The following is a 7,360-nucleotide window of genomic DNA, read 5'->3' on the forward strand; positions in this document are numbered from 1 at the left end:
CCTGCCGCCCGTTTCCCGCAGTCGGCAGGCTGACGCCGGGCCGGTGGACCGTCACCGGACCGCTGACCCCCGTCGCACGCACAGGAAGGCGAAGGATGAGCACGAGCCCGAGCTCCCGCACGGAGCTGCTGCAGCGGCGCCTGAGCGGCTTGACGAAGAAGCGGCAGGAGGGGATCGCCCCCGTGCCGCGGGACGGCGCGCTCCCGCTGTCGTTCGCGCAGCACCGGATGTGGGTGCTCGACCGACTCCGGCCCGGCGGCGTCGAGTACCTGATGCCGCTGCTGCTGCGCCTGCCGGGACCGGTGGACCCGGTGGCGCTGCGGAGCGCGCTGGACGCCCTGGTCGCCCGGCACGAGGTGCTGCGCACCCGCTACCCGGCCGTGGACGACGAGCCGGTGCCGGTGATCGACGCACCGGGGCCGATCGCCCTGACCACCGTGGACCTGGCGTCCGACGGGCCGGAGCAGGCGGAGCGGCGGCTCGCCGAGCTGGTGGCCGAGGACGGCCGGCGGCCGTTCGACCTGGCCGCCGAGCACCCTGTCCGGGCGCTGCTCGCGAAGCTCACCGGCGACGCGTACGCACTGCTGCTGACGATCCATCACATCGCCTCGGACGGCTGGTCGGAGGACGTCCTGCTGGGCGAACTCGGGCGGCTCTACGAGGCGTTCGCGGCCGGCCTGGCGAACCCGCTGGACCCGCCCGCCGTGCAGTACGCGGACTTCGCCGCCTGGCAGCGCGAGCAGCTGTCCGGCGACCGGCTGGCCACCCAACTCGGCTACTGGCGCGCCGCCCTGGCCGACCTGACGCCGCTCGCGCTGCCGACCGACCGGCCCCGCGGTCCGGTCCGGGACGCCACTGGATCCGTCGCGATGTTCACGGTCCCGGCTGAACTCGCCGCACCGCTGGAGGAGTTGGGCCGCACTCGGGGTGCCACCCCGTTCATGGTGTTCCTGGCCGCCTTCCAGCTCCTGCTCGGCCGCAGTTGCGGACAGACCGACGTGGTGGTCGGCACCCCGGTCGCGGGCCGGGAGCACGCCGACACCCAGGCCGTGGTGGGCCTGTTCGCCAACACCGTCGCGCTGCGCACCGACCTCGCCGGCGACCCGTCGTTCCTCGAACTGCTCGACCGCGTTCGGGAGGCCGCGCTCGGCGCGTTCACGCACCAGGAGACCCCGTTCGAGCGGCTGGTCGACGAGCTGGCGCCCGAACGCGACCCCTCCCGCAACCCGATCTTCCAGGTGGTCTTCCAGCTCGCCGCGCACACCCCGGCCGAGCAGCTCGGCGCGCTGCGCGCCGAGCTGCGACCGGTGGACTGGCACCCCGCCAAGTTCGACCTCTCGCTCGCGCTCACCACCACCGCCGACGGCTCCGTCAGCGGAGAACTGGAGTACGCCACCGCGCTGTTCGACCCGGCGACGATCGAACGGACCATCGCGCACTACCTGCGGCTGCTGGCCGGCATCGCCGCCGAGCCCGGCCGACCGGTCAACCGGCTCGACCTGCTGCCCGACGCCGAGCGCGAACTCCTCGCGTCCTGGGGCGGATCCGGCCGCAGCTACCCCGCCGAGGAGACCCTGCCCGAGGTCTTCCGGCAGTGGGTCGAGCGCACCCCCGACGCGCCCGCCGCGACCTGCGACGGCGTCTCGCTGACGTACGCGGAACTGAACGCCCGGGCCAACCGGCTGGCCCACCGGCTGCGCGCGCTCGGCGCCGGCCCGGAGACCCTGGTCGGCGTGCGCTGCGAGCGCGGGCTCGGCCTGGTGGTGGCCCTGCTCGGCGTGCTCAAGTCCGGTGCGGGCTACCTCCCGTTGGACCCGGGCCAGCCGGCCGACCGGCTGGCGTACATCCTCGCCGACGCCGGGGCGACCACCGTGGTCGCCGACCGGAGCACGGGCGAGGAGGCCGTCACCACCGTGCTGCTCGACGAGGCCGACCAGGACTGGCCGGACACCGACCCCGCCCCGCGGGCGACGTCCGGCAACACCGCCTACGTCATCCACACCTCCGGCTCCACCGGTGCCCCCAAGGGCGTCCCGGTCACGCACGCCAACGTGCTGCGCCTGCTGCGCTCCTGCCAGGAGGACTTCGGCTTCGGCCCGCAGGACGTGTGGACGCTGTTCCACTCCTACGCCTTCGACTTCTCGGTCTGGGAGCTGTGGGGCGCGCTGCTGAACGGCGGCCGGGTCGTGGTGGTGCCGTTCGCCGTCTCGCGCTCGCCGCAGGACTTCCTCGACCTGCTGGTCGCCGAGCGCGTCACCGTGCTCAACCAGACCCCCTCGGCCTTCCGCGGCCTGCAGGAGGCCGTCGCGCTGGCCGACCTCCGCCCCGAGGCCCTGTCGCTGCGGACCGTGGTCTTCGGCGGCGAAGCGCTGGACGTGGCCGAACTGGCGCCCTGGTTCGAGCGGTTCGGCGACCGACGGCCCGTCCTGGTCAACATGTACGGCATCACCGAGACCACCGTCCACGTCACCTACCGCCCGGTGCGGGCCGAGGAGACCGCCGGTGCCCGGCGCAGCCCGATCGGCCGCCCGCTCGGCGACCTGCGGCTCCACCTCCTCGACGCGGACCTCAACCCGGTGCCGATCGGCGTCCCGGGCCAGCTCTTCGTCTCCGGGCCCGGCCTGGCCCGCGGCTACCTGGGCCGCCCGGCACTGACCGCCGAGCGGTTCCTGCCCGACCCGTACGCCGGCACACCGGGCGCCAGGATGTACCGCACCGGCGACCTCGCCCGCTACGGCGCCGACGGCGAACTGGAGTTCCTCGGCCGGGCCGACGGCCAGGTGAAGATCCGCGGCCACCGGATCGAACCCGGCGAGATCGAGGCGGCCATCGGCGCACTCCCCGAGGTGGACACGAGCCTGGTCATCGCGCACCGCCGCGCCGACGAGCGGGAGGCCCGGCTGGTCGCGTACGTCGTGCCCCGGGCGGGCCGCACCCTCGACGTGGCGGACCTGCGCGCCGCCCTCGGCCGGACGCTGCCCGGCTACATGGTGCCGGCGGTCTTCGTCCCGCTGGACGCCTTCCCGATGACGGCCAACGGCAAGATCGACCGCCGCGCCCTGCCCGCCCCCGACGCCCACCGTGCGTCCGGCGGCCCCGAGCACGTCGCCCCGCGCACCGGCACCGAGCGGATCGTCGCCGAGACCTGGGCCGAGGTGCTGCGCCTGCCCCGGGTCGGCGCCCTCGACAACTTCTTCCACCTGGGCGGCGACTCGATCCGGGCGATCAAGGTCATCGGCGCGCTGCGCCGGCGCGGGGTCGACCTGACGGTGCAGAACCTCCTGGTGCACCAGAGCGTCGAGGGCCTGGCCCGGTTCGCCGACCTCGCCGCGCCCGGCGGGCCGGCCGGCGTGGAGGAGCAGCGGGTGGCGCCGTTCGAGCTGCTCTCGGCGGCCGACCGCGCCGCCCTGCCGCCCGGCCTGGTGGACGCCTACCCGCTCGCCATGGTGCAGGCCGCGATGGTCTACCAGATGCTCGCGGACCGGGACGAGAGCCCGTACCACAACATCACGCTCTTCCCGTTCGTCGACGACGAGCCGTTCTCGCTGCTCGCGATGCGGGAGGCCGCGGCCCGGCTCGCCCTGCGGCACGAGATCGTGCGCACCAGCTTCGACCTCACCGGGTACTCCGAGCCGCTCCAGCTCGTCCACGCCGAAGGGACCGTGGAGGTCGGCTACGACGACCTGCGCGGGCTCGACGAGGAGCGGATCCGGACCGAGCTCGAGGAGTTCACCACCCGGACCCGCCGCACCCCCTTCGACATCGGCCGGGCGCCGATGCTGCGCTTCCACGTCCACCAGACCGCCGACGACCGCTGGACGTTCTCCTTCATCGAGTGCCACGCGATCCTCGACGGCTGGAGCCACCACTCGCTGATCGACGAGGTGATGCGCGACTACCGGGCGATCCGCGCCGGGCGGGCCCCGGCCGCCCCCGCCGGGCAGCAGCACACCGTCCGCTACGCCGACCACATCGCGCTGGAGCGGCGCTCCCTCGCCGGCGCCGAGGACCGAACGTTCTGGCAGCAGCGGGTCGCCGACTTCGAGCGCGTCGTCCTGCCGCCGTCCTGGGCCGCCGACCCGGCGGACGGCGAGCGGCCGTACCAGGTCACCGTTCCGTTCGACGACCTGGAGCCGGGCCTGCGCAAGCTGGCCGCCGCCGGCGGGGTGCCGCTCAAGAGCGTGCTGTTCACCGCGCACCTGAAGGCGATGGCCACGATCAGCGGCAGCCGCCGCTTCCACAGCGGACTGGTCTTCAACGGGCGCCTGGAGACCGAGGGCGGCGAGCTGGTGCGCGGCATGCACCTCAACACCGTGCCGCTCGGCGTCGAACTGACCGGCGGCACGTGGCGCGACCTGGTGGGGCAGGTCTTCGCCGCCGAGGTGGCGGCCTGGCCGCACCGCCGCTTCCCGCTGCCGGAGATGCAGCGCGCCTGGGGCGACGGCTCCCCGCTGGTCGAGGTGTCCTTCACCTACCTGGACTTCCACGTCCTGGACGACCGGCAGATCGAATCCGGCAAGGTCGTCGACGTCAGCCCGAACGAGTTCGCGCTGGACGCCTCGACCTTCCCCGGCGTGTTCGTCCTCTACGGCCGCCCCGAGCGGATCAGCCGCGCCAACGGGCAGCGGCTGGCCGGGCTGTACCGCCGGATCCTGGAGGCGATGGCCGCCGACCCGCTGGGCGACGCCGGCGCCGACGCCCTCGCCGCCGAGGAGCGCGAGCTGCTGGACCGCTTCGCGACCGGCCCCGGGACGGCCGCCCCGGACGCCTGCGTGCACGAGCTGTTCGAGCGGCAGGCCGCCCGGACCCCGCACGCGGTCGCGCTGCACTGCGCCGACGGCAGCACCGTCGACTACGCCGGACTCAACGCCCGCGCCAACCGGATCGCCCGGCGGCTGCGCGGGCTCGGCGTCGGCCCCGAGTCGAAGGTCGGGGTGCTGCTGCGCCGCGGCCCGGACCTGGTCGCGGCGCTGCTCGCGGTGCTCAAGGCCGGTGCCGCCTACCTGCCGCTCGACCCCGCCCACCCCGCCCGGCGGCTGACCGGCGTGCTCACCGAGACCGGCGCCGCGGCCGTCCTCACCCAGGCGGAGCTGGCCGGCCTGGTCGCCGGTCACCCCGCCGAGGCCGTGCTGCTCGACCGCGACACGGAGGTCGCCGCGCAGGACGGCGGCGACCTCGGCCCGGTCGCCACGCCCGGCAACCTGGCGTACATCGTCTACACCTCCGGCTCCACCGGCACCCCCAAGGGTGTGATGATCGAGCACCGGTCCCTGGTCAACTACGCGTCCTGGGCGGCTGCCGAGTTCCCGGACGTGCACGGCACCGGCTCCCCGCTGTACTCCGCGATGGCCTTCGACCTGCCGGTCACCTCGCTCTTCCCCGCGCTGCTCTCCGGCCGGCCGGTCACCCTCACCGAGGACGACGGCACCCCCGGCCTGGACGGCCTGGTCGCCGTCCTGGAGCGCGGCGGATTCGGCCTGGTCAAGCTGACCCCCACCCACCTGGCGCTGCTCAACCAGACCCTGCCGCCCGCCGCGCTGGCCTCCGCCACCGACCGGCTGGTGGTCGGCGGCGAGGAACTCACCCGCGAGGCGCTCAGCGCCTGGACCGAGCACGCCCCGGCCACGGCGGTGGTCAACCACTACGGCCCGACCGAGGCCACCGTCGGCTGCTGCATCCTGAAGTCCCGGGCCGACAGCCTGCCCGAAGGCCCGGTGCCGATCGGCCGGCCGGTGGCCAACACGGTGATGCGGATCCTCGACCGCGACCTGCGGCTCGTCCCGGTCGGCGTCATGGGCGAGCTGTACATCGGCGGCGCCCAGCTGGCCCGCGGCTACGCCGAGCGGCCCGCGCTGACCGCCGACCGCTTCGTTCCCGACCCGTACGCGACCGCGCCCGGCGCGCGGCTCTACCGCACCGGCGACCTGGCCCGCTACCGGGAGGACGGCCTGCTGGAGTTCGGCGGCCGGGCGGACAACCAGGTGAAGATCCGCGGCTACCGGGTCGAGCCCGGCGAGGTGGAGGGCATGCTCCGCCGCCACGGGGCGGTCCGTGAGGTCGCCGTCCGGGTGCGCACCGCGGCCGGCGGCGACCGCAGCCTGGTCGCGTACGTCGTGCCGCGCGACGGCGCGGACATCCAGCCCGCGGAGCTGCGGGACTGGCTGCTCGGCCACCTGCCCGAGTACCTCGTCCCGTCCGGCTTCGTCCTGCTGGACGCCCTGCCGCTCACCCGCAGCGGCAAGGTCGACCCGCACGCCCTGCCCGAGCCCGACGCCGACAGCCTCCCCGCGACGCCGTACCTGGCGCCGCGCACCGCGATCGAGGGCATCCTGGCGACGGCCCTCGCGGGGGTGCTGGGCCTGCCCCGGATCGGCGTGGACGACTCCTTCACCGACCTCGGCCTGCACTCGCTGATCGCGATGCGGGTGATCGTCAAGCTCCGCGAGGAGCACGGGACGGCGGTCGCCTTCCGCGACTTCTACCAGCACCGCACGATCGCCGAGCTGGCCCGCGCGATCGACCCGGCCGTCGCCGCCGACCTCGCGCCCGCGCTCGTCGCCGACCCGGCGCACGCCGCGGACGACCTCGCGGACTCCGTGCTGTGGCTGCGGCGCGAGGGCGGACGGGCACCGCTGTTCTGCGTCTACCCGGGCGGCGCCCAGTGGTACGTCCACCTGGCCGAACACCTCGCCGAGGACCGGCGGGTGGTCGGCCTGGAGTGGCCCGGCCTGCACCGCGACGACGTCGCCTCCCCGCAGAGCATCGGCAGCGTCGCCGAGCAGTTCCTCGGGCGGATCCGGGCCATCCGGCCGACCGGCCCGTACCACCTGCTCGGCTGGTGCGGCGCCGGACCGGTCACCAGCGAACTGGCGCACCGGCTGCACCAGGACGGCGAACAGGTCACCTTCGCCCTGCTCGACCCCGCCCTGGACAGCCACACCCGCCGGAACCTGTGGGACGAGGCGGCGATGCTGGCCCGCGGCGAGAGCCTGCTCGGCGAGCTCGACCTGGCGGTGGGGGAGGAGGAGGTCGAACTCCTGCAGGCGGAGTTCCTCAAGGTGCTCGACTACGTCATCGACGAGGGTCCGAAGTTGGCGCCCCGGCCCGGTGACACCTTCTGGGCGGGCCGGCTGAAGGTCTGGCGCGAGCTGGCCCAGGCCACCCTCGGCTACCGGCACCGGCCCTACCCGGGGCGGATGCACCTGCTGATCGGCGACGAACTCGCGGGCGGCGCCCACGACGTGGCCTCCGGCCAGTCCTTCCGGGCCCCGCCGCTCATCCCCCGCTCGCCGCCGCCGCAGCCGGACGTCACCGGCTGATCGACCGTCTGAGAGCATGGGCTGATGCGACCGCTGTACTC

General features: G+C 74.8%; 1 protein-coding gene. It reads left to right on the forward strand.

The window, feature by feature from the left end; translation table 11 throughout:
* Positions 1–95 precede the first annotated feature (95 nt).
* Positions 96–7,319 (forward strand): non-ribosomal peptide synthetase, encoded by a 7,224-nt coding sequence (locus ABTY56_RS26755; protein ID WP_350631724.1) that lies wholly within the window; start codon positions 96–98, stop codon positions 7,317–7,319.
* Positions 7,320–7,360 lie beyond the last annotated feature (41 nt).

Origin of the sequence: Kitasatospora sp. NPDC097691, from assembly GCF_040302665.1 — a bacterium.
Taxonomy (GTDB): Bacteria; Actinomycetota; Actinomycetes; order Streptomycetales; family Streptomycetaceae; genus Kitasatospora.